Origin of the sequence: Acetobacter sp., assembly GCF_047723915.1 — a bacterium.
In the GTDB taxonomy this organism is placed as follows: Bacteria; Pseudomonadota; Alphaproteobacteria; order Acetobacterales; family Acetobacteraceae; genus Acetobacter.
Genome location: NZ_JBDOBQ010000001.1, coordinates 65,331 through 87,570, shown reverse-complemented (window position 1 = coordinate 87,570; position 22,240 = coordinate 65,331). Strand labels below are relative to the sequence as shown.

At 64.0% G+C, this 22,240-nt stretch carries 19 protein-coding genes; 8 read left to right on the top strand and 11 right to left on the bottom strand.

The genetic code is table 11. The features are described from left to right. Positions 1 to 51 precede the first annotated feature (51 nt). The 4 genes from pheT to rpmI form a co-directional block, all read right to left on the bottom strand. Positions 52 to 2,511, bottom strand: a complete 2,460-nt coding sequence (gene pheT / locus ABF990_RS00370; protein WP_415490965.1) for a phenylalanine--tRNA ligase subunit beta — start codon at positions 2,509 to 2,511, stop codon at positions 52 to 54. A gap of 3 nt (positions 2,512 to 2,514) precedes the next feature. Further along, positions 2,515 to 3,585, bottom strand: a complete 1,071-nt coding sequence (gene pheS, locus ABF990_RS00365; RefSeq protein WP_415490964.1) for a phenylalanine--tRNA ligase subunit alpha — start codon at positions 3,583 to 3,585, stop codon at positions 2,515 to 2,517. Between the two features lie 267 nt (positions 3,586 to 3,852). Next, the gene (rplT, locus tag ABF990_RS00360; protein ID WP_207844677.1) at positions 3,853 to 4,212 is read right to left on the bottom strand and encodes a 50S ribosomal protein L20; all 360 of its coding nucleotides are present in this window, start codon (positions 4,210 to 4,212) and stop codon (positions 3,853 to 3,855) included. Positions 4,213 to 4,226: 14 nt separating this feature from the next. Continuing rightward, positions 4,227 to 4,430 carry a 50S ribosomal protein L35 gene (gene rpmI / locus ABF990_RS00355; protein ID WP_207844676.1) on the bottom strand — a complete coding sequence of 68 codons (204 nt, stop codon included), beginning with the start codon at positions 4,428 to 4,430 and terminating at the stop codon, positions 4,227 to 4,229. A 658-nt stretch (positions 4,431 to 5,088) separates the two neighbouring features. Here rpmI and ABF990_RS00350 point away from each other — a divergent pair. The 3 genes from ABF990_RS00350 to ABF990_RS00340 are packed head-to-tail and all read left to right on the top strand — an operon-like array spanning position 5,089 to position 9,237. Further along, positions 5,089 to 6,417, top strand: coding sequence for a c-type cytochrome (locus tag ABF990_RS00350; RefSeq protein WP_415499644.1), 1,329 nt, complete (start codon positions 5,089 to 5,091; stop codon positions 6,415 to 6,417). Positions 6,418 to 6,437: 20 nt separating this feature from the next. Next, the gene (locus ABF990_RS00345) at positions 6,438 to 6,911 is read left to right on the top strand and encodes a (2Fe-2S)-binding protein (protein ID WP_415490962.1); all 474 of its coding nucleotides are present in this window, start codon (positions 6,438 to 6,440) and stop codon (positions 6,909 to 6,911) included. Beyond that, positions 6,904 to 9,237 carry a molybdopterin cofactor-binding domain-containing protein gene (locus tag ABF990_RS00340; protein WP_415490961.1) on the top strand — a complete coding sequence of 778 codons (2,334 nt, stop codon included), beginning with the start codon at positions 6,904 to 6,906 and terminating at the stop codon, positions 9,235 to 9,237. The genes ABF990_RS00345 and ABF990_RS00340 overlap by 8 nt, the downstream gene beginning before the upstream one ends. Before the next feature lie 224 nt (positions 9,238 to 9,461). Here the strand turns inward: ABF990_RS00340 and ABF990_RS00335 are convergent, their stop codons facing one another. From ABF990_RS00335 to ABF990_RS00315, 5 genes are read right to left on the bottom strand one after another with little or no spacing between them, the layout of a single operon-like run. After that, on the bottom strand, positions 9,462 to 9,896 hold the full coding sequence (locus ABF990_RS00335) for a SufE family protein (RefSeq protein ID WP_415490960.1): 435 nt from the start codon (positions 9,894 to 9,896) through the stop codon (positions 9,462 to 9,464). Continuing rightward, positions 9,896 to 11,209 carry an ATP-dependent protease ATPase subunit HslU gene (hslU, locus tag ABF990_RS00330; RefSeq protein ID WP_415490959.1) on the bottom strand — a complete coding sequence of 438 codons (1,314 nt, stop codon included), beginning with the start codon at positions 11,207 to 11,209 and terminating at the stop codon, positions 9,896 to 9,898. The genes ABF990_RS00335 and hslU overlap by 1 nt, the downstream gene beginning before the upstream one ends. Next, positions 11,209 to 11,802, bottom strand: coding sequence for an ATP-dependent protease subunit HslV (hslV, locus tag ABF990_RS00325; RefSeq protein WP_415490958.1), 594 nt, complete (start codon positions 11,800 to 11,802; stop codon positions 11,209 to 11,211). The genes hslU and hslV overlap by 1 nt, the downstream gene beginning before the upstream one ends. A gap of 49 nt (positions 11,803 to 11,851) precedes the next feature. After that, positions 11,852 to 13,846 (bottom strand): response regulator, encoded by a 1,995-nt coding sequence (locus ABF990_RS00320; protein WP_415500932.1) that lies wholly within the window; start codon positions 13,844 to 13,846, stop codon positions 11,852 to 11,854. Then, positions 13,830 to 15,644 (bottom strand): ATP-binding protein, encoded by a 1,815-nt coding sequence (locus tag ABF990_RS00315; RefSeq protein ID WP_415490956.1) that lies wholly within the window; start codon positions 15,642 to 15,644, stop codon positions 13,830 to 13,832. The genes ABF990_RS00320 and ABF990_RS00315 overlap by 17 nt, the downstream gene beginning before the upstream one ends. Before the next feature lie 311 nt (positions 15,645 to 15,955). On the opposite strand from ABF990_RS00315, the gene ABF990_RS00310 reads away from it, so the two are divergent. After that, a complete protein-coding gene (locus tag ABF990_RS00310) occupies positions 15,956 to 16,360 on the top strand; it encodes a hypothetical protein (RefSeq protein WP_415490955.1) in 405 nt (134 codons plus the stop codon). Between the two features lie 41 nt (positions 16,361 to 16,401). On the opposite strand, the gene ABF990_RS00305 is transcribed toward ABF990_RS00310, so the two are convergent. After that, on the bottom strand, positions 16,402 to 17,616 hold the full coding sequence (locus ABF990_RS00305) for a zinc-ribbon domain-containing protein (protein ID WP_415500931.1): 1,215 nt from the start codon (positions 17,614 to 17,616) through the stop codon (positions 16,402 to 16,404). Between the two features lie 278 nt (positions 17,617 to 17,894). Here ABF990_RS00305 and ABF990_RS00300 point away from each other — a divergent pair, with 278 nt between their 5' ends. Genes ABF990_RS00300 through ABF990_RS00290 form a run of 3 tightly spaced genes read left to right on the top strand, consistent with a single transcriptional unit; the run spans position 17,895 to position 20,220 of the window. After that, positions 17,895 to 18,578, top strand: a complete 684-nt coding sequence (locus tag ABF990_RS00300; protein ID WP_415490953.1) for a cell division ATP-binding protein FtsE — start codon at positions 17,895 to 17,897, stop codon at positions 18,576 to 18,578. Continuing rightward, positions 18,575 to 19,624, top strand: coding sequence for a cell division protein FtsX (locus ABF990_RS00295; protein WP_415490952.1), 1,050 nt, complete (start codon positions 18,575 to 18,577; stop codon positions 19,622 to 19,624). The genes ABF990_RS00300 and ABF990_RS00295 overlap by 4 nt, the downstream gene beginning before the upstream one ends. Before the next feature lie 47 nt (positions 19,625 to 19,671). Further along, positions 19,672 to 20,220, top strand: a complete 549-nt coding sequence (locus ABF990_RS00290) for a YdcF family protein (RefSeq protein WP_415490973.1) — start codon at positions 19,672 to 19,674, stop codon at positions 20,218 to 20,220. A 5-nt stretch (positions 20,221 to 20,225) separates the two neighbouring features. Here the strand turns inward: ABF990_RS00290 and fghA are convergent, their stop codons facing one another. Then, positions 20,226 to 21,092, bottom strand: coding sequence for an S-formylglutathione hydrolase (fghA, locus tag ABF990_RS00285; protein WP_415500930.1), 867 nt, complete (start codon positions 21,090 to 21,092; stop codon positions 20,226 to 20,228). A gap of 150 nt (positions 21,093 to 21,242) precedes the next feature. On the opposite strand from fghA, the gene ABF990_RS00280 reads away from it, so the two are divergent. Further along, positions 21,243 to 22,118 (top strand): bestrophin family protein, encoded by an 876-nt coding sequence (locus ABF990_RS00280; RefSeq protein ID WP_415490950.1) that lies wholly within the window; start codon positions 21,243 to 21,245, stop codon positions 22,116 to 22,118. Positions 22,119 to 22,240 lie beyond the last annotated feature (122 nt).

The following is a 22,240-nucleotide window of genomic DNA, read 5'->3' as shown; positions in this document are numbered from 1 at the left end:
CATGGCATGGCCCTGCCGCGCCGGGGCGCCGGGCATACGGCCCGGGCGCCCCTAGCGCAGAACCGCACCCGTCGCCTTGGTGACAGCCGCCACGATCCGCTCGGATACGGCTTCAAGCTCGGCATCGGTCAGGCTGCGTTCCGTGGGCTGGAGCGTGACCTCCACCCCTATGGAGCGCTGGCCCTGCGGCACATGCGGGCCCGTATAGACGTCGAACAGGCTGACCGCCGTAACCAGTTGCCTGTCCGCGCCGCGCACGGCACGCAGCACGTTCTCACCGGGGGTATCCTCGCCCACGACAAACGCGAAATCGCGCCGCACCGGCTGGAAGGCGGAAAGCTGGGGCGCCGCCTTTTTACGCCGTTTGGGTTCGGGCACCGCGTCAAGCAGCACCTCGAACGCCACCACAGGCGTATCTATGCCCTGCTCCTGCAACAGCGAGGGGTGCAGTTCCCCAAAGCGGGCCACAACCAGTTTTGGCCCCTGCCGCAAGACACCTGAACGACCGGGATGGTACCAGCCCGGTGCGTCAGCCGTGGTCGTGATGGCGTCAAGGTTCAGGCCCAGGGCGCGCAGCAGTTCCAGCGCATCGGCCTTGGCCGCCCAGAGCGAAACCGGTTCGCTGGCAAGGCCGGGATAACGCTGCGTATGGCCCGCCCGCACACCGGCCGCCACGGCCTGCTGGCCGTCCTCGGCAAAGGCCGGGCCGATTTCAAACAGCCCCAGATCGGCCCAGCCACGCGCGCTGTTGGCCTTGACCGCCGCCGTCAGGTTCACCAGCGGCGTAGGCCGCATCTGGTCCAGGTCAGAGGCAATGGGGTTGAGCAGGCGCAGGCTCTCGGGCGCACCGCCGAAACTCCGCGCTGCCTCGTTCGAGACGAAGGAAAAGCCCACTGTCTCGGTCAGGCCGCGTGCGGCCAGCATGCGCCGGGCCAGTTCGGTACGGGCCAGACGCGGGGTCAACGCGGCACCGGGCACCACGCTGAACGACGGCAGGCTGGCGGCGGGAACCGCATCCAGTCCCTTGAGCCGCAGAACTTCCTCGACCAGATCGCTCTCGGCCTCTATGGCCGCGACCCCTTCAGCAGCCACACGGGCGACATCGGCCGGCAGGTCCACCCCCTGGGACAGAAGCGGAGACTGGGCGACATCGTTCCGCCAGGACGGCACGGCCACAACAACACTCCGGTCATCGCGCGAACGGACCTCAAACCCCAGTTTTTCGAGCAGGGCCACGCTTTCATCCGCCGGTACGGCCAGCCCGCCCAGGCTTTCCAGCCGATCGAAGCGCAGCGACGCCGTGCGCTGCCACTCCGGCTGCTGACCGGCGGAAACAACCTCGCTTGCCTCCCCCCCGCACAGATCGACGATCATGCGCGTGGCGGCTTCCAGCGCGGCAACGGGCAGAGCCGGGTCCACGCCGCGTTCGAAGCGATAGCTGGAATCGGAAAACAGCCCCAGCCTGCGCCCGCTCAGCGCGACCTTGACGGGATCGAACAGCGCGCATTCGACAAACACGTCTGTCGTCGCATCGTCAGCGCCCGTGGCCTCCCCCCCCATGATACCGGCAACAGACTGCACGCCCGCCTGGTCGGCAATCACGCAGTCATCGGCCGTGACCGTGTAGGTCTTGCCATCCAGGGCGACAAAACTTTCCTTGCCACCGCGGCAGACCGTCAGGCGGGAACCCGCGATCCTGTTCGCGTCGAACACATGCAGGGGGCGGCCGAGATCGAAGCAGAAATAGTTGGTGATATCCACCAGCGCGGAAATCGGACGCAGCCCGATGCTTTCAAGTTTGCGTTGCAGCCATTCGGGGCTGGGGCCGTTGCGCACGCCCCGGATGGTGCGACCCAGAATCCACGGGCAGGCCTCGGGGTAGGTAATGGCCCACTCGATGGGAGAGGCAAACGTGCCTTCCACCGTTTCGGCCAGCCACGGCCGCAGCGTGCCCAGACCGGCTGCGGCCAGATCGCGCGCGATACCGCGCACACCCAGCGCATCGCCCCGGTTGGGCGTAATGGCGATATCGATCACCACGTCGTCCAGCCCGGCGAAATCGGCGTAGGATTCACCGGGCAACGTGTCTTCGGGCAGTTCGGCAATGCCGTTGCTTTCCTCGCCAATGCCCAGTTCACGCAGGGAACACAGCATGCCGCCGCTGCTCTCGCCCCGGATCGCCCCTGCCTTGATGGTAATGTCCAGCCCCGGAACATACGTGCCGGGCGGCGCGAAAATGACCGCAAGCCCCGTGCGCGCATTCGGCGCGCCGCAGACCACCTGCACGGTTTCGAAACCCGGCCCGGCATCGACCGTGCACACCCGCAGCCGGTCGGCATTGGGGTGCTGCACCGCCTGCGTGATGCGCGCGGTCAAAAACGGCTGGAGAGCCGCACCGCGGCTTTCAACACTTTCGACCTCAAGCCCGATCTGGTTGAGAGCGGCACAGATTTCGGCCAGTGTCGCCTGGGTCTCCAGGTGGTCATACAGCCAGGATAGCGTGAATTTCATTGCTTACACCCCCTCGTGCAGCAGCGCGGGCGCAAGCGGGTCGGCCCCGTAATGCCGCAGCCAGCGGATATCGCTTTCGTAAAATGAACGCAGGTCGGGAATGCCGTTCTTGAGCATTGCCAGGCGTTCGATCCCCATGCCGAAGGCAAAGCCCTGCCATTCGCGCGGGTCCAGCCCGCAATTGGCCAGCACGCGCGCATGCACCATGCCCGCCCCCAGCACTTCCAGCCAGTCTTCACCCCCGCCGATCTCCCCGGTCCTGCGCGACCAGCCGATATCCACCTCGAGCGAGGGTTCGGTGAACGGGAAATAGGACGAGCGGAACCGCACGGGCAGGTCCGGCTTGCCGAAGAACGCCCGCAGGAACTCGATCAGGCAGCCCTTGAGGTGCCCGAGCGTGATGTCATGCCCCACGACCAGGCCTTCGCACTGGTGGAACATGGGGGAATGGGTGGCGTCATGATCGGCCCGGTAGGTGCGCCCCGGCGCGATAATGCGCAAAGGCGGCTTCTGGCCCAGCATGGTGCGAATCTGCACGCCCGATGTCTGGGTGCGCAGCACCCGTGTCACATCCAGCCCCGGCTGGGGCGGCAGGTAGAACGTGTCATGGTCCGTGCGGGCGGGGTGGTGGGCCGGCGTGTTCAGGGCCGAGAAGTTATGCCAGTCGGTCTCGATATCCGGGCCCTGCGCCACGCCAAAGCCCATGGCCCCGAAAATGGCGGTCATTTCCTCGATCGTGCGGCTGATGGGGTGCAGGTAGCCCTGCGCCGTGGCAGGCGGGGGCAGGCTGACATCGACCCGTTCGGCCACAAGGCGGGCCTGCAGGGCGGCGGCCTCAAGCTCGCGCCCGCGGGCTTCCACCGCCTGGGTCAGGGTGTCGCGCAGGCGGTTCAGGGCCACGCCGCGCGTCTTGCGTTCATCGGGCGGCATCTTGCCCAGCGCCTTGAGCAGCCCTGTCAGCCTGCCGGACTTGCCTAACGTTGCGACACGCACGGCGTCCCAGGCCCGCAGGTCCGTGGCGGCTGCCAGTTCGGACACAACGTCCTGCCGAAGAACTTCAAGATCGTCGCTCATGAAACCTCACGCGGGAGAAAATGCTAACAGGCGGATACAATTTCCCGCCAGCGGAGAAAAGCCCTGCCACACGAAAACAACCGGACAGGCGCGCACGCGGCACAGGTGGAACCAGCAGGCAATACACCCAAACCCTTGCCCGGGACAAATATGGCCGGGACAAATACCCCATGACGGGCCACAGGCCGGAAAGCCCCGTGCCATCATGCAAAAAAGGCCGCCCGGAACCGGACGGCCTTTTTCAAACCGGGTCAGTCAGACCGCAGTTCAGGCAGCCAGGGCAGCCTGGGCCTGCTTGACGATTTCGGCGAAGGTTGCTGCGTCATCATAAGCGATGGCGGCCAGCACCTTGCGGTCGATCTCGATGCCAGCCTTGTCCAGACCGTTGATAAAACGGCTGTAGGTCAGGCCATGTTCGCGCACTGCTGCGTTGATACGCTGGATCCACAGGGCGCGGAAATCGCGCTTCTTGTTGCGGCGGTCGCGATAGGCGTAGCGGAGTGCCTTTTCGACGCGCTCAAGAGCGATACGGTAGTTCGTGGAAGACCGGCCGCGATAGCCCTTGGCCAGGTCCAGAACTTTTTTGTGGCGGGCGTGGGTTGTTACGCCGCGTTTGACACGTGCCATATTTCAGATGCTCCTTAGGCCAGCCCGTAGGGGGCCCACTGTTTTACCGTACGACCGTCCTGCGGGGTCAGAGCCTGCGTACCGCGAGCGGTGCGCTTCATCTTCTGCGTACGCTTGATCAGGCCGTGACGCTTGCCGCACGGGCCGGAGAGCACCTTGCCGGTCGCGGTGATCTTGAACCGCTTCTTGACCGACGACTTGGTCTTCATCTTGGGCATTTCATAACTCCTGCATAACGCTTTACCATGGATGCACCCGTTGCAAGAACAGGTGGCACCTTTCTGCACGGCCAGGCATGCCCCACAGGCCTGGACGCGTGCGCGAATGCGCTCCCTTAGAAGAAAGTGCCGGGACATGCAAGCCCCAGAGCCCGCGGACCGCGCGCGGGAACACGCACCCTGCCCCGCCTCTCACGCGCATATGGCACCCCGTGCCAAGTAACCCCGAGAGTATATTCCAGCAAATTCGTCTATATACGGCCGTATATAGTTAGACACCAGACGTTCAATTCTATGATACAACATTACCGGACTAATAAATCTTATTCGTTTTTTCGTGGCAATAAGCTATAATCCATGCGTTTATTTATAACGCAAACCCGGATAAAACTTGGATCAATTCTGAGAGGCTTGCATCACGGCGCGATAGCGCATGTCCGGCGGGGCATTTCAGGGGTTGGGCAGGCGGTTTCGGTACCGCCCTGCCGCGCAGGCACGACGCCCGCGCATTCAGCCCCGAAAAACCCCACTGGCAGCGTTCATCCACCGTTGGCGTGGCCTTAAAAAGTCTGATCAAACACTGTTTTTCATGACGCAGGCCTTATGCATGGCTGCCCGCCATGAAAACAGGCCGCATGGGAATGGGATTGGGGGTCGAGTGATCAAACGTATTCTAGCAGGCGTGGCGGCAGCCGGCGCCCTGGGGGGGCTGGGCTTCCTGTACTATGCCTGGTATCCGGCGATAGCGCCCGTACCCCGCCCGGCGGCCAGCAGTTTTTCCGCAGCCCAGATCGAGCGCGGCCGCATTGTCGCCGCTGAAGGCTATTGCGCGGAATGTCATACCCGCACCGACATGGGCGGTGGCCCGGAACTGGCGGGTGACTACAAGATGGAGACCCCGTTCGGGGCCATTTATTCCTCCAACATCACACCCGACGAAAAAACGGGTATCGGCAACTGGTCCGAGGCCGCGTTCCACCGCGCCATGCACCTTGGCGTATCGCGCGAGGGCGAACACCTTATTCCCGCCTTCCCGTTCGATCATTTCACCAAAATGACGGATCAGGACATTTCCGATCTGTATGCCTACATCATGACGCGGCCTGCCGTGTCCATGGCGCAGCGCCCCAACGAACTGCCCTTCCCGCTCAGCCTGCGTATTCTCCAGGCTGGCTGGAAGCTGCTGTATTTCCGCCCCGGCGTATACCAGCCCGACCCGAAGCATGATGCACTGTGGAACCGTGGCGCCTATCTGGCCGAAGGCAATGCCCATTGCGGCGCGTGCCATACGCCGCGTGACTTCATGGGGGCCGAAAAGAAAGGCTCCGCCTATGACGGCGCCGTGGTGGACAACTGGATCGCCCCGCCCCTGAACGAACACAACCCCACGCCCACCACCTGGACAGAGGACGAACTGTTCCAGTACCTGCGCTTTGGCGTAGCCCCCCTGCATGGACCGGCCGGCGGCCCCATGTCCCCCGTGCCGCACCGCTTCCTGAGCACCGTGCCCGAGGAAGACGTGCACGCCATCGCCCATTACTTCGCGGATGTTGGCCATGCGGCCGAACGCCAGGGTCATGACAAGGCTGCCCTTGCCCTGGCCATGGAACAGTCCAAGACCGGGCTGATCGGCCCCGATACCGACCCGGACGCCAAACTGTACCAGGGCGCATGTGCCGCCTGCCACTACAACGCAGCCCCCATGCCCGTTCTGGGTCGCCCCGACCTCGCGCTGAACAACGCGCTGTGGCTGGATGAACCCACGAACCTCTACCAGGTGATCCTGCGCGGTCTCACCGCCGAGGAAGGCCAGACGGGCATTGCCATGCCCAGTTTCTATAATGCCCTTTCCGATCAGGATATGGCCCGTATCGCAGCTTATCTGCGCCGCACGCGCACAACGCTACCGCCATGGACCGACCTGGAGAAAAAGGCGGCGGCCGTGCGCAAGACCGTCCAGACCGTTCCTGTCAATTCCTCGCATTAAGACGGACCGCGGAGCAAGAGATGACCAAGTTCAAACTCAACGGCCGTGACGTTGTCGTCGATGTGCCAGAAGACACCCCCCTGCTCTGGGCCCTGCGGGACGAGCTGGACCAGACCGGCACCAAGTTCGGCTGCGGCGTTGGCCAGTGCGGTGCGTGCACCGTGCTGGTGGGCGGGCGCGCCACGCGTTCGTGCATAACGCCGCTCAGTTCCATAGAAGGGGCGGACGTCACCACCATCGAAGGGCTGCACCCGCAGGGCCAGCACCCCGTGCAGGAAGCCTGGAAAGACATCCAGGTTCCGCAATGCGGGTACTGCCAGTCGGGGCAGATCATGCAGGTGGTCAGCCTGCTCAAGGACTACCCGGACCCGACGGACGAGCAGATCGACGGTGTCATGGGCGGCAGCCTGTGCCGTTGCATGACCTATGTCCGTATTCGCAAGGCCATCAAGAAAGCAGCCGCCACCCTGCGGGAGGAGACGTCTCATGGGTAAGCTCGAACGCATGGCCGCGCGCCAGGACCGCGCGGCGGGGCTGGGCCCCACCCGCCGCGGTTTTCTGCTGACCGCGGCCGGCACGTCCTTCCTGTTCGGGTTCGCGCGACCGGGCCAGGCGGCACAGGTTTTCCCGCAGATGGCGGCCGACCAGCCCGCCGGTGGCGTGTTCGAACCCACCATCTGGTGTTCCATCGCCCCGGACGGGTGGGTGAACGTCAACATCATCCGCGCGGAAATGGGCCAGCATGTCGGCACGGCACTGGCCCGGATCATCGCGGATGAAATGGAAGCCGACTGGAACAAGGTACGCATTACCTACGTGGACACGGACCCCAAATGGGGCCTGATGGTCACGGGTGGGTCGTGGTCCGTGTGGATGACATGGGACCAGTTCCGCCAGGCCGGCGCCGCCGCGCGCACTGTCATGGTGGAAGAAGGTGCCAAGCTGCTGGGGGTGTCCCCCACAGCCTGCACCGCGCGCAACGGCAGCGTGATCGCGGGTGAGCGTTCCATTACCTATGGCGACATTGTCAGCCGCGCGCATCCCGACCGTCGCTTCACGCCCGAGGAAATGGCCAAGCTGCCGCTTAAGCCCCCAGCCGAACGACGGCTGATCGGGCGCGATGTCAAGGCGCTGGACATTCCCTCCAAGACCGATGGCACGGCCATTTACGGGATCGACGCCAAGCTTGATGGCATGGTCTATGCCCGCCCCAAGCTGCCGCCTACGCGCTATGGCTCCAAAGTTGTCTCGGTCGATGATACGGAGGCCAAAAAGGTCAAGGGCTATATCCGCTACGTTGTGCTCCATGACCCGTCGGGCACGGTGCCGGGCTGGGTGGCGGTGCTGGCCTCCACCTACCCGGCCGCCATCCGCGCGACCGATGCGCTGAAAGTCACGTGGACCGCGGGCAAGACCGCCAACGTGACCGAAAGTGACATTATCGAACACGGTCGCAAGCAGATTGCCGACAAGACCGGCGGCACACGCGTGTTCAACGATCCGGGTGTGGACAAGGCGCTGGCGCAGGCCGATCACGTGTTCGAGCAGACCTACACCTGCTCATCCGTGCTGCATTACCAGCTTGAACCCATGAATGCGCTGGCCCGACTGCATGACGGCGTATGGGAAGTGCATTGCGGCAACCAGTGGCAGTCCCTGTTCCTGCCGGTTATCGCCAAGGCGCTCGATGTGCCTGAATCGAAGGTCGTCATGCGCAGCTACCTGCTGGGCGGGGGCTTCGGGCGGCGTCTGAACGGCGACTATGCGGTACCTGCGGCGCTGATTTCCAAGGCGATTGGCGGCAAGCCGGTCAAGCTGATCTTCACCCGCTCGGACGATGCGCAGTTCGATTCCATCCGCTCGCCCTCCATCCAGACAGTCCGGGCCGGACTGGGCAAGGATGGCACGATCAACGGCTGGGAACACCATGCCTCGGCCGGGTGGCCCACACGCGTCATGGCCGAGCCGTTCATGCAGAAAGGTGAGGACGGCAAGCCTTACGACCAGTTCGCCATTGCCGGGGCGGATCACTGGTACACCGTCGGCCCCATGCTGGTGCGCGCACTGGACAACGATCTGGCGGATGACACGTTCCGCCCCGGCTGGCTGCGTTCGGTCAGTTCCGGCTGGACGCCCTGGGCGCATGAAAGCTTTCTGGACGAAGTGGCCCATGCCACGGGCAAGGACCCCGTTACCCTGCGGCTGTCCATACTCGAAAGCACGGGTCGCAATGCCGGCAGCGCGCCTGATTCCGTGGGCGGGGCAAGCCGCCAGGCCAATGTGCTGCGGCACCTGGCGGAAAAATGCGGCTACGGCAGGACGGAACTGCCCAAGGATACGGCTATCGGCATTGCCACCACCTTCGGCCAGGAACGCGGCATGCCGACCTGGACCGCGGGTGCCGCACGGGTACGGGTGGACCGCAAGACCGGCGTGGTAGTGTGCGAGAAAATCTGGCTGGTGCTGGATGCAGGCACGATCATCGACCCCGACGGTGCGATTGCCCAGACCGAAGGCGGTGCGCTGTGGGGGCTGAGCATGGCGCTGTTCGAAGGGACCGAAATCGAGAACGGCAACGTGCGCGACCGGAACCTGAACACCTACACACCGCTGCGCATTGCCGACGTGCCGGAAATGGAGATCGAATTCCTGCCCAGCACGGAAAAACCCATGGGCCTTGGCGAACCGGGTGTAACCACCATTGCCCCGGCCATTGGCAACGCCATTTTCAATGCCGTGGGCGTGCGCCTGCGTCACCTGCCCATTCGCCCGGCGGATGTGCTCAAGGCGTTGCAGGCCAAGGGCGGCGCTACGACCTGAGCTGCCCGACACCACCATGATACGAAAAAGGGCGGCCCGATCAGATCGGGCCGCCGTTATTTTTCTTTGTGCCGCTTATGTTTTAAACGCCAGCCTATGGAATGGGGCGGCTACATAGAAAAGTTTCCGAGCGTCCCCTTTTTTAAAAGGCGAAGTTTCTCGAAGCTTTTTGAAAAAAGCTTCACCAAAAACTTTTATTCCTTTTCAGGCTTGGTTGCCCCGCCTTACACCATGGCGGCGGAACGGATCGCGCGCGCCATGGCCTCCACCCCGTTTCCGCGATTGGTGGACAGAGCCTGCACCAGCCCCAGTTCGCGCAGAAACGAAGGGTCTGTAGCCTCGATTTCAGCACGGGTTCGGCCGGAATAGACCCGCAGCAGCAACGCCACCAGCCCGCTGACAATGGCCGCATCGGACAGGCCGGCAAAATACAGGCGGTCACCCTCCTGTTTTTCCTCCAGCCAGACCTGGCTCTGGCACCCCGGCACCCGGTGGGCGTCATTACACCATTGCGGCGGAAAAGGCGGGAGCTTGCGACCCATTTCTATGATGTACTGGTAGCGCTCCATCCAGTCGTCAAAAACGTCCAGTTCATCGCGAATGGCATCGATCGCCTCCGCCGCCGTTGCTTCGGGCGGGGTAATAAAAGGTGCTTCCATCAAAGAATAAACCTGCTCAGATCGCCCTTATGGGCCAGGGGAGCCACCTTGTCATGGACCATGGCGGCGGTAATTTCCACGCGCTCGCCCTTGCGTTCGCTGGCCGTGAAGGACACGTCCTCCAGCAGTTTTTCCAGAACCGTGGCCAGCCTGCGCGCGCCTATGTTTTCCACGCGCTCGTTCACATCCGCCGCCAGTTCGGCCAGAGCGTCCACCGCGCCATCCGTGAAGTCCAGCGCAATGTCTTCTGTCCCGAGCAGGGCGACATACTGCTTGATCAGCGAATGTTCGGGGTCGGTCAGGATTCGGCGCAGATCCTCGCGTGTGAGAGGCTGAAGCTCGACACGAATGGGAAGCCGCCCCTGCAATTCCGGCAGCAGGTCGGACGGCTTTGCAAGATGGAACGCGCCCGAGGCGATAAAGAGGATATGATCGGTCTTGACCGGACCGTGTTTGGTCGAAACCGTCGTGCCCTCGATCAGGGGCAGCAGGTCGCGCTGCACCCCTTCGCGCGAGACATCGCCGCCTTTTATGCCACCTTCGGACGAACGCGCGCACACCTTGTCGATCTCGTCGAGGAAAACGATGCCGTTATCCTGCGCGATGGCCACGGCCTCCCGCGTGAGGGCCTCGTTATCGAGCAGTCTTTCCGCTTCCTCGCGCTGGAGCAGTTCACGCGCCGCCGCCACCGTCAGCTTGCGCTGGCGGGGGGCACGGTTCATGAACGACTTCATCATCTCCCCGAAATTGATGACCTGGCCGGGAACCACACCGGGCATTTCACCGCCACCGGCTGGCGGCGCTTCGGCAACCGCGATGTCGATTTCCTTGTCTTCCAGTTGCCCGCTGCGCAGCATGGAACGGAACCGGCTTTTGGTGTCGGCGGACGATGCCTCCCCCACCAGCGCGGTAATAATACGTTCTTCCGCCGCATGGGCGGCTTGCTCCTCCACCCCTTTGCGGCGGTCGTTCTTGAGCATGACAATAGCCGCATCCACCAGGTCGCGGACAATGCTGTCCACATCGCGGCCCACATAGCCGACTTCGGTAAACTTGGTGGCCTCGACCTTAAGGAACGGGGCATGCGCGAGCTTTGCCAGCCTGCGCGCAATCTCGGTCTTGCCGCAGCCCGTTGGCCCGATCATGAGAATGTTCTTGGGCACGACCTCCTCGCGCAGGCCTTCGGGCAGTTGCGCCCGCCGCCAGCGGTTGCGCAGGGCGATGGCCACGGCGCGCTTGGCGTCGGCCTGCCCGACAATGAAGCGGTCGAGTTCAGCGGTAATTTCGCGGGGGGACAGATTGGCGGCGTCCATCAGGCGTCTCCCGTGCTGCGTGAGTTTTCCAGCGTTTCCACCCTGACGGAATGGTTGGTATAAACGCAGATATCGCCCGCGATTTTCATGGAGCGGCGGACAATTTCTTCCGCATCCAGCCCTTCGACCGTCAGCAGCGCCCGGGCAGCCGACAGCGCGTAATTTCCGCCCGAACCGATGGCGATCACGCCGTCCTCTGGCTCCAGCACGTCGCCATTGCCTGTCAGCGTATAGGAATGTTCGGCGTCCGCCACCGCCATCATGGCTTCCAGCCGGCGCAGGTAGCGGTCCGTGCGCCAGTCCTTGGCCAGTTCCACGCAGGCGCGTTCCAACTGGTTGGGATAGCGCTCCAGCTTGGCTTCAAGCCGTTCAAGCAGGGTGAACGCGTCGGCCGTAGCCCCCGCGAACCCGGCCAGAATACTGCCCGACGGGCCAATGCGCCTGACCTTGCGGGCGTTGCCCTTGATAACAGTCGCACCCAGCGTGACCTGACCGTCACCGGCCATGGCGACCTGAGCCCCCCGCCGCACGCACAGAATGGTCGTTCCGTGCCAGCCAACAGGGTCGTGTGATGAAAGATGTGTATTTTCCATGATGTCCAGAAAGATAGGTCTTCCTGCCGCCAGCACAAGGGGGAAACACCTATGCGGCCAGCATCGCCCTGACATCGCCCAGCAATGCGTCACGCGTGTAAGGCTTGTGCAGGATGGAAACTCCGTCGGGCAACAGGCCATAATCCGCGTAGCCGGTTACAAACAGGACCGGTAGCTGGGGCCGCAGGGCATGGATATGGCGGGCGGCTTCGCCCCCGTTCATGCCCGGCATCATCACATCCATCACCACAAGGGCGATATCCGCACGGGTCTTCACCACCTCCAGCGCGTCCGCCCCGCTGGCGGATTCCACTACGTCATATCCCGCACGTTTGAGGAACCCGGCCGTGACAGCCCGCACCCCCGGTTCGTCATCCACCACCAGAATGACCTCACCCGCACCGTTCGAAGACAGAACCCGCGCCACCTGCCGCACCTTCTGGACCGGCTGCGGCGGAATGGCCTCGGCCAGCGCCTGGTCCATGGCCGGCAGCCACATCTCGACCGAGGTGCCTCCTCCGGGCACGCTTTCCACCCGCACCTCGCCCCCGCAATGGCTGATAAAGCCGTAGATCATGGACAGGCCCAGCCCCGATCCCTGCCCGACATCCTTGGTGGTAAAGAACGGGTCGAAAATACGGGCCTGCATTTCCTCCGTCATGCCCACGCCCCGGTCCAGCACCTGCACCACCACCCAGGCCTCCGCATGGGCCTTGCCGACATGGCGCCCCAGCAGGCGCGGAGCCAGACGCACGATAACACTGGTGCTGCCACCTTCCGGCTGGGCATCCAGCGCGTTGATGCACTGGCTGAACACCGCAAGCTGAAGTTGCACGGCATCGGTCCATACCGGGGGCAGCGGGTCCTGGGGCAGAATGAACTGCACGCTGCTCAGGCGGCTGTTGCCTTCGGGGATGGCCGTATCCAGCGCACCACGAATTTCCGTTGGCACCTTGCCCTGCCGCATGAAGCCCTGCAGGTTTTCCATGGCCTCGACCACATCCACCCGCTGGCAGGACAGATGCCGCGGGCGGCTGAAGTCCAGCAGCTTGCCGGTCAGTACCGCGCCCCTGCGCGCCGCTTCCATCGCGTTGTGGTAAAGCCGGGCCACGTTGGGTTCACGCGGGGGTTCGAGATCCTGCACCAGTTCGAGCGAGCCCTGGATCGCGGTGAGCAGATTATTGAAATCATGCGCGATACCGCCGGCCAGCGTGCCGATGGCCTGCATTTTCTGCGCCTGCCGCAACCGCTGTTCCAGGCTGAGCAGTTCCGTCACATCCCGATCGATCAGGATGGAATAATCGGACAGGGCCGGCAGGTCCACGGGTTCGTTGCGCAGGCTGTACAGCCGCACGCGGGTCAGGTCATGCCAGCGGGTCTGCCCGTCTTCCCCCGGAAGCTGGAGCACCTGCTGGTCCCGTCCCGAGGCGGCGAGATCGGCCTGGGCCTGGGTCAGGCTTTCAAGCCTCGCGCCATCGATCAGGTCTTCTTCCCGGCGGCCGAGGCAATCGGCCACCGACAGGCCGAACTGGCGCGCCATCTGCTGGTTGAGCCGGATAAAGCAGCCATCCTGATCCTTGAAGGCCAGCCCGAACGGCAGGTTTTCCAGCAGGCCGCGCAGCAGAAGGCGCTCACGGGCAAGTTCGTTTTCAAGCCGGTAGCGATCCGCCGCCTGCCCCACCATGGACAGCAGGGTTTCATCATCCCATGGCTTGTAGGCGAAAAAGGAAATCTGCCCCCGATTGAGGGCCGCCTCTATTGCCGAAATATCCGCATATCCCGTCAGCAGGATCGCGCCCGCACCGGTCAGTTCCCGCGCATGGGCAAAGAACACATCCCCCGTCATGCCCGGCATGCGCTGGTCCGAGATCATGACCGCCACATCGGGATTGGCACGCAGCAGAGCCAGTCCCTCCTCCCCGGAGGATGCGGTCAGAACGCTGTAGCTGCCCTCCAGCAGGTCCGCGAGGGCGACCAGAATTTCAGGCTCGTCATCCACGACAAGCACGACAGGACGCTCCACCGTTTCAGGCAACGTACTCACCGCGCCTCTCCTCTGCTGCTCTATACGGCACACGAATGGTGAAACAGGCCCCACCGAGGACCTCCGACCGTGTTATAACAATACTCCCACCGTGCGCCTGCACAACGCCATAAGCGGTGGCCAGTCCCAGTCCGGTGCCCGAACCTACGGGTTTTGTGGTAAAAAACGGTTCAAAAACGCGTTCCTGCAGGTCCGGCGGCACGCCCGGACCGGAATCGCTGACCCGCACCACGTAATCCATGCCGCCTTCGCCCTCGCGCCGTTCCAGCATGGACTGGATGAGAATGCGGTTCCGCCCGCCAGCGCCGCTGCCCCCGCCAAAACTGCGTTCGCGCTTTTCCTCAATGGCGTCAGCCGCGTTACTGACAATGTTCATGACAACCTGATTGACCAGAGCCGCCTGGCACACCAGTTCGGGCGGGGCCGCAAGATCGCATGTCACGTCTATTTCCTGCCCGAACTTGGGGGCCAGCAGGGTCAGCACCATGGCCATGGTTTCGGGCACGTCCAGCCGCCGGAACTCGCCTTCCTCCAGCCGGGAAAAACGACGCAGGCTGGCCACCAGTTCCCGCAGCCGCGAAAGCCCCACCAACGAGGATGCAAGCCGTTCGGACCCTTTTGAAAGAGCCATTTCCGCCGCGGCCGTATCGGCCTCGCGCACGGCCTGAAGGGCCTGTTCCATGCTGCGTTTGACGGTGTTTTCATGGGCGAGCACGAACGCCAGCGGGTTGTTGAATTCATGCGCGATCCCCGCCGCCAGTTCCCCCAGCGACGCCATTTTGGCGGACTGGACAAGTTTGGCCTGCGCGTCGATCAGCTTGCGGTTGGCGGCGGCCAGATCCTCGTTCACGCGGCGCAGGGCATCCGCCAGCGCCATACGGGCACGGGCACTTTCGATATGCGCTTCCTCCCGCCGCACTTCGTCCTGCAGGCTTTTGCGGCGGACAAGGGTTGCAATACGCGCCACCAGCAGGTCGGGACTGATATCGGTATCCACCAGATCGTCTATTCCGGCTTCGAACACCTGCCGCACTTTCAGGCTGGACAACTGCCCTCTTTCCACCATGCCCAATATGCGGGTGCACTGGCGGGTACGCCGCCTGAAAGCCGCGATCGTACGCACCAGAGCCAACCCGTCGAACGCCGGACAGGCCAGATCCACCACCATGCAGTCCGCCTGCGCGCAGCCGGTGTTGCCCCCCGTCAGTTCCAGGCGCTCGGGGTCGTCCACCAAGGTCGCCTCCTGGCCGTTGCGACGCAGCATTTCCACCAGGGCCGGGGCAGCGCCCATTGCGGGCAAACCCCCATTGGACTGGAGTGACGCCGCAGACGCTGGCTCCGCACTTTCTCCCGGCCATGTCCATAATGCGCCCCCCACCGCCGTCACGACGGCCACCATGGGCTGGCGGAAAACCACGCCCTCGCGCTCGGCTGAATCGGCGCCGTATTCGCGCAGCAGGGTGCGGATACGGAACAGCAGAAAAGCCGGGTCATCGGTCACGCAGAAACAGACATCCGCCCCGCGTTCCAGCACCTCGCGCTCATGCCCCTCATGCCCGGCCTGCATCAGCACCACTACGGGAATACCCCGTGTGGCGGCGTTCAGGCGCAGGTGCTGGCAAAGCTGCACGGCGGTCATGTCGGGCAGTCTTTCGGGCACCAGCAGCAGGTCTGGCAGTTCTTCGTCGAAACCTGCGAACACCGAACGGCCATCCACGCTTGAACGCAGCTTGAGCCCGGTCTGGGCCAGTACCTCGCCCAGGCGGGTTTCCAGCGCCGCGTCGACACCGGCGAACATTACATTACAGGCGTGAAAATCCATGATGTCCCGACTACCGCCACAACTGGCTGCCTTTCGCAAAAAGTCCTGTTACCCACCATAGCCACCCACGCAGCCAGCCGTCTGCTCTCGACTGCGTGATCGCCGCGTGTTTCCGCCAGCGCGGCAAACACCCTCGGCGCGGGGTGTGGCACGGGCGCGCCAAGCGCTATATAAGGGCCGTAACGACTACGCCGCCAAGGCCAACGGGCCTGACAGACAGAAGTATTTTTTGACCCACCCCACCCGGCACGGTCGCATGCGACCCCGCCCGAAGGAAAAACAGGCCCATGGACCAGCGTTCTCCCCTTTCCGCCCCCCGACCGGCGGCCCTGTCATCCGAGGCATGGCATCTGTCGGGCCTCAAGCTGGTACGCACGGCCGTGTGGATGGTGTGCCACTTCGTGTTCTATTTCATCCAGCAGGTGGCCGAACTGTTCGCGCCGCTCCTGCTTATTGGCGGGGTGGCCTGGTCTGCCCTGCCGACGCTGATCGCAACGCTGTCACGCTCCGCCGCCTCCGCCGACCCCCAGGCACGCGACGCCATCGCATCCGCCGCAGGAGCCATTCCCCAGCAACTGGTTGTAGCCGGTCATGTGCTGACCGCCAGCGGGCTGATCTGGTATGGCGTGGAACTGATGGCGCTGGCCGCCGCCGGGGCCACACTGGCGGCCCTTTCCGCCCGCAACCTCTAGGGGTTTCCCCGCAGGTACTGCCTGCGGGGATCAGCCTTACGTCAACCGGGCAGATGCAGACGCCCGGCTGCGGGCCAGATCTGCACAACCCCGTTCCACCAGTGGCAGATGAGGAACAGTGCGAACACGCTGAGCAGAACGCTACCCGCCCATGCGCCCCACCAGAAGCGGGGGCTCTGCACAAGCTGGCGCAGGTCCAGCCTGGCCCCGTCAAGGCGTCGGTTGGTGGACGGCGCATCGAAAGGCCATGCCCCGTCACCCGGCACATCCGCCTCATCCACGACATGCGCATCCGCATGATGATCTGAAACCGACGACCCGTCCGGGGCATGTTCGATGACGGCATGCCCAGCATCAGGCCTGACAGTCGGCTGATATGGGCCCTCCCGCACGGCTGGCTCGGCTGGCGCGACCGGCTCCGCTTCATCCGTGGGGGCCGCGTATAGCTTAGTGGGCTGAACCGCCTCGGGCTCTGCAACCGGCACTTCATCCAACGGCTCCCGCGCTGGCGTGTCCTGCGCAACCGGGGTGGCGGCAGCCTGCGGCGCAGCGGGGGACACACTCCGCGCAACGGGAGTAAACGCTGGCGTTACAGGCTGGGCCGGGCTTTCAGCCACGACAGGCGCCACCGGTTCCGCCGCACTTTCCTGTCGGGTGGCAGGGGCCGAAGGCCCGGTATGTTCAGGTGGCTCCGGTTCCTCGACCAGCGGCGCCACCCCACCCGTCTGCTGAGCGTTTTCTTCTTCCTGCGCACGAGCCTCTGGCTCGGCGGGAACCACCGCGACAGTCTCTGCCGGTTCAGCAGGTTCCGGGGTGGGGGCGGCCTGAGTGGGCTGCTCCACCAACGGAAAGACGATTGATGACAGAGGCGCAGAGGCTACCGGTTCTGGCGGAGCAACCTGTTCCGGCTGTTCGGGCTCACCTGCCTGCGACCCCGCTGCCTCGGGCTGAGCGGCATCATGCACCGCAGCCTGTTCTGGCTCGGGTTCAGGCTCCGCGGGCTGCGTTTCTGGCTCGGGCGGTACGGCTGGCGGCGTAGCGTGTGGCTGCGGCATGTCGGCCACCGCCGCCGCCCCTGCCACGACGGGGGCTGCAACAGGTGCCGGCTCGGCCTTGGCGGGTGCCGCTCCGTCATGATCTGGCGGGCCGATCCGCCATTTGACGCCACAGGCTGAACATTTCAGCGCATGCCGCCTGGCAAGAAGGGCCTGAGGCACCTGATAGACCGCGCCGCAGGAAGGACAGACAATCTTCATAACTACTCTCTTGGCACGGCTTTTCGCCCGCGTCGACATGGCCTGGACCTGACCATGCACAATACGGCTGCGGCTTGCTTGCAGAAATATGCTTTTCTGCCACGGGCATAGCACAGTCGTCCCTTTGCGTGCCATGGGGCAAAGTCCTGCAAAGCGGTGAGCGTGTTCGCCGCCCTGCCGCAGCACCACAGACAATCGACAGCGACGGGCTCTGTCCGCTAAACTCGGTCCATGCGCCACACGCCTGTTCAAGCCCCCCCGTATTCAGGTCCGAACCGATGATCCGGCTCGACCATGTTTCGTGGCGGCGCGGCAAAAAAGATCATGCGCCGGTTCTGTCCCACCTGTCGGTCAGTGTACCGCAGGGAGGGTTCCGCTGGCTTTTAGGGCCTTCGGGGGCGGGTAAAAGCAGCCTGCTCAGCCTGTTGCATGTCGAAACCCTGCCCTCCGCCGGGCGGATGGATATTCTGGCCCAGCCTGTCAGCACACAGACCAAGCGCGCGGCCCTTGTCCGGCTGCGGCAAAGAATCGGCATGGTTCATCAGGACTACCGGCTCATGCCCGACCTGTCGGTTGCCGATAACGTCGCCCTGCCGCTACGCCTGCAAAAACGCGGCGAAGACGAAATCCGGACCGAGGTGGAGGCCATTCTCAAATGGGTGGGGCTGGGCAGGCGCATGGGGGTCTCGGCGGCACATCTGTCAGGGGGGGAGCAGCAGCGCACGGCCATTGCGCGCGCCATCATCCACCGCCCCGGCCTGATCCTGGCTGATGAACCCACCAACGCGCTGGAGGAAAGCCAAGCCCACCGCCTGCTGGACATGTTCGCCCAGCTTAGCGCCATGGGAACGACCGTTATTGTCGCAACCCATAATGAGGCGCTGATCCGCCGTCTGGCACGCCCCGCCCTGGTGCTGGAAAACGGCCAGCTTGTCGCGGATGAAGGACACCCCCAGACGTGACCGGCCTGTTCTCGAAACGGCGCGATGGCCTTTCCCTGTCCGAGGCGCTGCCCGATCGCAGCCTGTTCGTGCTTGTAGCCATGATGGGCTTTCTGGCGGCCCTGACCCTTGCGGGGGCAAGCGGCGCGCGGGCCCTGGCCGCGCGCTGGGCGGCCGGGGCCGCACAACTGGTAACCATCCAGGTGCCCGACCCAGACCAGCCTGCCCCTGCGCCGGTGTCCGCCCCGGCATCGGCTCCTGCGCTGGCTGACGGTACGCAGGTAGCCGCACCTGATGCCCCTGCGACTGAACCCGCACAGCGCCCGGGCGCGCAAAGCCGGGCCGAGGCTGTTCTTGCCCAGCTTGCCAGCCTGCCCCCCGGCACGGACGTACACCGCCTCAGCACTGAGGAAATCAGCCGCCTTCTTGCTCCGTGGCTTGGTCCATCCGACCGTTCGGCCCTGCCCCTGCCCGCCGTGATCCGCGTCACGCTGCCACAGGCCGAACACCTGCCCGCCACACTGGAGCAGACACTTTCCGCCACCGTGCCCGGCGTGATCGTGGAACAGAACGCCTTGTGGAGCGAACGCCTGCACAGCCTGGCCAACAGCCTGCTGACCTGCGCCGGTCTGGCCCTGCTGACGGTAGGCGGCATTGCCGCCCTGATTACCGGACAGGCGGCCCATACCGGCCTTGCGACACGGCGCGACATTATTGCCACCCTGCACAGCCTTGGCGCGCCTGACGGCTACATTGCCGGGCGCTTTGCCCGCAGAACCGCCTCACTCGCGCTGGGCGGCGGTTTTGTGGGCACGGTACTGGCCTGCCCGCCCCTGCTTTTTCTGCTTCGCATGGCGCAGCCCTTCGCAAGCTTCGCCCCCATGGCAGAGGGAGCCGCCCTGAACACGCCGCTCGACGCAACCTTGACCGGCACCGTTTTAGCCAGTTTCGACATGGTGCCGCGGGGCCTGCTGGCAGGGCTTGCGATATTGCCCGTGGCCGCAGCACTGATCTGCTGGCTGACAACACAGGTCATGGTCCGGTTATGGCTGCGTCGTCTGCCATAAAGCGCGGCCCGCGCCGCAGGAACAGCCTGCTGCGGCGTGCGGCGCGTATGCTGGCCCTGCTCGCCTGCGCGGTGCTGGCGGGGCTGGTCTGGTTCGCGTGGGATTCGCTCAGGCCCGCAGGGGCACTCCCCCCCGCCGATGGCATTGTGGCCCTGACGGGGGGGACCGGCCGGGTTGAAACATCGCTGCGCCTGCTGGCCCAGAACCGGGCCAGACTGCTGCTGATTTCAGGCGTGGATACCCAGACTTCGCTGCGGGCACTTCTGCCCGCAGCCGCGCCGCAGGATCTGGCAGCGCGCGTGACGCTGGGCTACCAGGCACGCTCCACCATAGAAAACGCGGCTGAGACAGCGACCTGGGTTGCAGACAACCATATCGGCAGCCTGATTGTTGTCACCGCGGGCTACCATATGCGCCGGGCCATGCTGGAACTCAGCCGCACCCTGCCCGACGTGGCCCTATACCCCTACCCGGTCACGCCGCCTGCCATGCGGCACCCGTTCCAGCCGACATCCCTGCGGATTCTGGCCGAAGAATACATCAAATGGCTGGGCGCGCTGGTGGGGGCGGCACGCAACCCCGCCAGCCAAGAATAACAGCTTTATCCCGCACGCCCCAGGATCGCCGCGTGATGGCGCAGGTGATCGGCGGCAAAACTCTGCACGAACCAGTAGGAATGATCGTATTCGGCATGACGCCGGAGCGTAATGGCCTGCCCTGCCGCCTGGGCCGCTTTTTCAAGATGCCAGGGCTGGAGTTCGCGCTCGAGGAACTGGTCCGCATCCCCCTGATCGACCAGAATGGTCGAGGGATGGCGAAAACCGTCTTCAAGCAGGCAGACCGTATCGTATTTGCGCCAGCTCGCCCGGTCCGGGCCCAGATAGGCGGAAAACGCCTTTTCGCCCCACGGCACGGCAGCGGGGTGGACGATGGGCGCGAAAGCCGAAACCGATTTCCAGAAATCCGGTGCGCGCAGGGCGTGAACGAGCGCCCCATGCCCCCCCATGGAATGCCCCGTAATACCGCGCCTTGTCCCGTCCAGAGGGAACGTCGCCTCAACCAGGGCGGGCAGTTCTTCGGTAATGTAGGTTTCCATCCGGTAATGGGTGCGCCAGGGCTCCTGTGTGGCATCCAGGTAGAAACCCGCACCCGTCCCCATATCCCAGTCGGTATCTTCCCCCGCGACACCCGCACCGCGCGGCGAGGTATCGGGCGTGACCAGGGCCAGACCCAGCCTTGCCGCTTCGGCCAGCACGGCGGATTTGATCAGAAATGTTTCATCCGTGCAGGTCAGGCCCGCCAGAACGTAGACAACGGGCACTTTCTCCCCCGCCAGGGCGGCGGGCGGCAGGAACAGGCCGAACCGGGCCGTAAGCCCCAGGGCGGTGGATGGATGTTCGTAAAACCGGACAGCGCCACCGTGACAGCGATGTTCTTCTCTCAGCTTCAGTGCAGATTGTTCGCCCATGCTCACCCGATCCTTCAACCTTTCGCCATGAAGTGACCCTAAAATAATTCGAGGGCCACAAAACTTGTCACGACACAAAACCATATCCCTTGTGTCATGTTAGAATGGGCGCGGGCAATACGGGTCTGACAGAACTGGAGAATTTCTAATATGATTGTTGACCAGCGTGTGGGTCTACGCACGATAGCCTATGAAGTCCGAGGCATTATTCTGCTTATGGCGACCTGGGATATAGTCGTCGTCATTCTCTATCAGGTTTTCCATCAGGAATGGATGGAGCAGCCCAGCCTCCCCGTATCCCTGATCGGCTCCGCACTGGCTCTTTTCATGGGCTTTCGCAATAACAGCGCCTATAACCGGTGGTGGGAGGCACGCACCCTGTGGGGGGCCATTACCAACAACTGCCGGTCTTTCGGGCGGCAGGCAGGCACCCTGCTGGGGGACCGGCACGACCTCATGTATGCCATAGCCGCCTACCCGCATGCGTTGCGCATGGCTTTGGGCAAGGACGACGCATCAGCCGATATCGCCCGCCTGCTGCCGCCACACATGCTGGAGGCCATTGCACGATACCGCAACAAGCCCAACGCCATTCTCTACCAGATCGGGCTTGGGGTCGCGGCCGAAGTCGCCAAGAAAAACATAGACGGCGCAGTACATGGGCAGATCGACCGTATCCTGTCCGATATCGCCAATGCGCAGGGCGGGCTCGAACGCATCCGCAACACGCCCCTGCCCATACAGTTTTCGGTCCTGCCACGGGTTCTGGTCAATATCTTCTGTATCGTCCTGCCGCTTTCCATGGTTCAGACGCTGGAATGGATTACGCCGCTCGGGTCTTCCCTTGTGGGCTGCCTGTTTCTGGTGCTGGATAAAAGCGCCAAGGACCTGCAGGAACCTTTTGCGGGCATGCCGCACGGACTGCCCATGGCCACCATGGCGCGCGGTATCGAAATTGACGTGATCCAGCCCACCGGTGACGAAACACGCCCGGCCCTTAGCGCCGTCAACGGTATTGAAAGATGACCGGTCGGGGGGGGGGGGGGGGGCGGGGCCGGGGGCGCCCCCCCCCCCCCCCCCCCCCAAAAACCCACACCCACAAATCATATTGTGTATTTAACAAAACAAAAAAAAAAAAAACACACACA